This is a genomic window from Neisseria sp. P0021.S005 (genome assembly GCF_051956955.1).
The window spans coordinates 1-3,877 of record NZ_JBQCWY010000274.1 but is presented as its reverse complement, the minus strand read 5'-3'; the positions used below and the strand labels follow the sequence as shown (position 1 = coordinate 3,877).

The window sequence follows — 3,877 nt, the reverse complement described above, 5'->3', positions numbered from 1 at the left end:
TGATGCAGCAACACTATCTCGATTGGTGCAACACCCATCAAGGCATACCCGAAAAACACTGGCAATCCCGTTGCCAAGAAATGACCGGTTTAGATTTAGAAACCTTCTTTCAGACGGCCTTATACAGCACCGAAGACCTTCCACTCGCAGAATACCTGCAAAGCGTAGGTGTCAAACTTGACTTTATCCCACTGCCCCGCCAACACGGAGGAGCATTTGCAAGCGAACCCCAATCGGTTGTCCCCGCCAATGATTTGGGCGCACGTTTCAAACAAAACAGCGACCATGCCGTCCTGACTCATGTATTCAATGGCGGCAGCGCAGAAAATGCCGGACTCTGCTCGCAAGACAAAATCATCGCCTTAGGCGGCTATGCCTGCAACGACCTTGCAACGCAGTGGAGCAAACTGCCTATCAGCACGCGCACCACCATCCATTTCTTCCGCCAAGGCCTGTTGCGCGAAACCAGCATCACAGTTCAAGCGGCAGAAGCCAATACCGCCCTGCTGCATATTACCGATCGCCAAAAACTCGAAAACTGGTTGTACAATCATTAAATAAAACTTCAGACGGCCTGCCACTTCCTAGGCCGTCTGAAATCAACATATCCATTTAATATAAAGAAAGGAAAAACTATGCCCATCCGTAAACTGACCGACACCCTCTATATCGCCCCCCAACTGACCGAAGCAGATGTCCAAGAAGCCGTACGTCTCGGCATCAAAACCATCATCTGCAACCGCCCGGACGGCGAAGAAGAAAACCAACCGACTTTTGCCGAAGTGCAAAACTGGTTTAAAGAGGACGGCATCAACCAATTTTCCCACCAGCCCGTCGTTGCGCCTCAAATCAATGCAGCCGATGTCACAGCCTTCCAAAATCTGTTGCAACAATCTCCGGCTCCCATTCTTGCCTTCTGCCGCACCGGCACTCGTTGCTCCCTGCTTTGGGGTTATCATCAAGTGCAACACGGCGCATCCGTAGCCGAAGTAGTTGCCGCAGCCGAACAGGCAGGTGTCAACCTCAGCAACTTTGAAGCCCGCCTGCAAGAAGCCAAAGATAAAGGTTTGGCTTAATGCTTAATTTATATAAGTAGCAGCCTTTAAACCGATCAGGCCGTCTGAAACCCATTTTTCAGACGGCCTAATGACTTTTATTCACAATCAAACCTTATTTTTAATTTATTTCCACTATCCTAAAAATATATTTTCTAAATCAAGCCCGAATTGACCTGTATCAATACCCTGACCCTATTTTCATTTATAATGCCTTTCAATGCTTCAGGGCCATGCCCGAATCTTCCAGTTTCCTCGATAAGAGCCAGCTCTCTTATTAAATGATTTTTCTTTCCTCTTGATGTGTGTGTGTTTGGGTGTGGCCGAAAGCCACCCCCTTTTTTTTTATACCTACCCTCTTTCAGGCCGTCTGAAAACTTTCAGACGGCCTTTCCTTTCCCCTCACGAAAATAGTATAAAATCCCCTTATCGTTCAAACCACAAACTTAAAATACCATGGTCAACAAACTCACTCCCCCGCCAAGCCTGCCCGATCCGCAAGACCTCCGTGCCGTTATCGCCTACAACATGCGCCTCTATCGCGTTAATCACGGCTGGTCGCAAGAAGAACTTGCACGCCAATGCGGACTTGACCGCACCTACGTTTCCGCCGTCGAGCGCAAACGCTGGAACATCGCCCTTTCCAACATCGAAAAAATCGCATCCGCACTCAAAATCGCCCCTTACAAACTCCTCCTTCCTCCACAAGAAATGCTCCGCCAAATGACCGAGCCTGCCGACACCCAAGCCTAATTCACAGCCAGACACCATCATGACCGCCGCCCAACAAGCCATCCAAACCTACCAGCAGCAAAAAGCCGCAGCAGAAACTGCCTACCGCCAAAACAACCGCCCTACCGCTTACTTCCGCGACCATATCGCCGCTGCCGAAACCCTGCTGCAAACCCTCTGGCAAATCCACTTCCCCGACAGCAACGACATCAGCCTGATTGCCATCGGTGGCTTTGGGCGTTGCGAACTCTATCCCCATTCCGACTGGGACTTAGCGATTATTTCTTCGGCCACATTTTCAGACGGCCTGCAACAACAAACCGCCCAACTTATCCAAACCCTTTGGGACGCACGCCTCAATCCGGCCATCAAAAGCGGCAGCATAGAAGAAATCCTCCAAAGTACCCAAAACGACATTACCGGCGAAACCGCCTTTCTTGAAGCACGCCATCTCCAAGGCAATGCCGACCTTACTGCCCAACTTCTAAACAAACTCAATACACGCCGCGACACAGCCGCTTTTATCGAAGCCAAACTCCTCGAAATGGAGCAACGCCATACCAAATCCCAAGGCACAGGCGCACAACTCGAACCCAATATCAAAACCTGCCCCGGCGGCCTGCGCGACATCCACACCCTGATTTGGACAGCCAAAGCACAAGGCATAGACAGCAACCCCACCGCCCTCGTTACCGCCGGCGTCCTCACACGCACCGAAGCCGGCATGCTAGCCCATGGCTATCGCCGTCTCGCCAACATCCGCATTCACCTCCACCTTACCGCCGACCGCCCCGAAGACAGGCTGCTTTTCGACTACCAGTCCCAAGTCGCCGAAAGCTTAGGCTATACCCAACCCGACATCCGCGGCAGAAGCGAAGCCCTGATGCATACCTTCTACCGCGCCACCAAAGCCATCAAACAACTCAACGGCATTCTTATTCCGGTTCTCAAAAACCATCAAACCTCCAGCCGTCCCCAACATATCCACCCCATCGACAGCCACTACAAACGTATCGGCCACCAAATCGCCGCCAACGATCTTGCCCTGTTTGAACAAAATCCCGAACACATCTTCACCATCATCCAAACCATGCAGGAGCAAAACATCACCACCATCGAGCCGCAAACCCTCCGTGCATGGTGGGCGGCCACACGAAAAATCAACACCCGTTTTACCCAAAATCCAGAAAACCGCCGCCGCTTCATCCAATTCTTCAAACACGGCACCGGCCTTACCCAAACTCTCCGTTTTCTCAACCTCTACGGCGTACTTGGCCGCTATCTCCCCGCATGGGAAAAAATCACCGGCCTGCTCCAACACGACCTCTTCCATATTTACCCCGTAGACGACCACATCCTGACCGTCGTCCGCAATATGCGCCGTCTCGCCATCGAAACCCACAGCCACGAAATGCCCGAGGCCAGCGCCATCATGCAGGCCTACCCACGACCGCACATCCTCTACACCGCCGCCCTGTTGCACGACATCGCCAAAGGCCGCGGCGGCGATCACGCCAAAGAAGGCATCAAAGACGCCCAACAATTCGCCGCCGACCACTACTACACCGAAGAAGAAAGCCACCTCCTCGCATGGCTGGTTGAAAACCACCTGCTCATGTCTACCGTTGCCCAAAAAGAAGACATCCAAGACCCGCACGTCCTCCAAGCCTTCTGCCGCCGTATTCCCACACGTGAATACCTCGACGCACTCTACCTGCTTACCATTGCCGACATCCGCGGCACCAACCCAAAACTTTGGAACACATGGCGCGCCAGCCTGCTCCAAACCCTCTACCACAGCACCGCCGCCGTTTTAAACAGCAAAAAACACGATCCCGAACGCCTCCCCAACCGACGCGAACAAGCCGTGGCCGACCAACTCACGCGTGCGGCCGTTCCCCTCAAAAACCAACAAAAACTCCGCCGCATCCTCGGCAGCGCATACTACGTCCGCCATCAGACACGGGAAATCCTCTGGCACACCGCAAACCTCGCCTACGACACCCAAAGTCCGGCCGTCCGCAGCCGTATCCTTCCCCAAAGCAACAGCCTTCAAGTCATGGTGTTCATGCCCAATGGCGACCGCCTCT

General features: G+C 53.0%; 3 protein-coding genes and 1 pseudogene. All 4 read left to right on the top strand.

Features of this window, described 5'->3' with window-relative positions:
• A pseudogene (locus ACTHUE_RS12525) lies at nt 1-557 on the top strand (M61 family metallopeptidase); the annotation flags it as partial.
• Nucleotides 558-635: 78 nt separating this feature from the next.
• Entirely contained in the window at nt 636-1,076 is a 441-nt protein-coding gene (locus tag ACTHUE_RS12520) for a TIGR01244 family sulfur transferase (protein ID WP_150540651.1), read from the top strand.
• 435 nt (nt 1,077-1,511) lie between these two features.
• A complete protein-coding gene (locus tag ACTHUE_RS12515) occupies nt 1,512-1,808 on the top strand; it encodes a helix-turn-helix domain-containing protein (protein WP_003680870.1) in 297 nt (98 codons plus the stop codon).
• 19 nt (nt 1,809-1,827) lie between these two features.
• On the top strand, nt 1,828-3,877 hold a 2,050-nt coding region (gene glnD, locus ACTHUE_RS12510), incomplete at its 3' end, for a [protein-PII] uridylyltransferase (protein ID WP_440423619.1).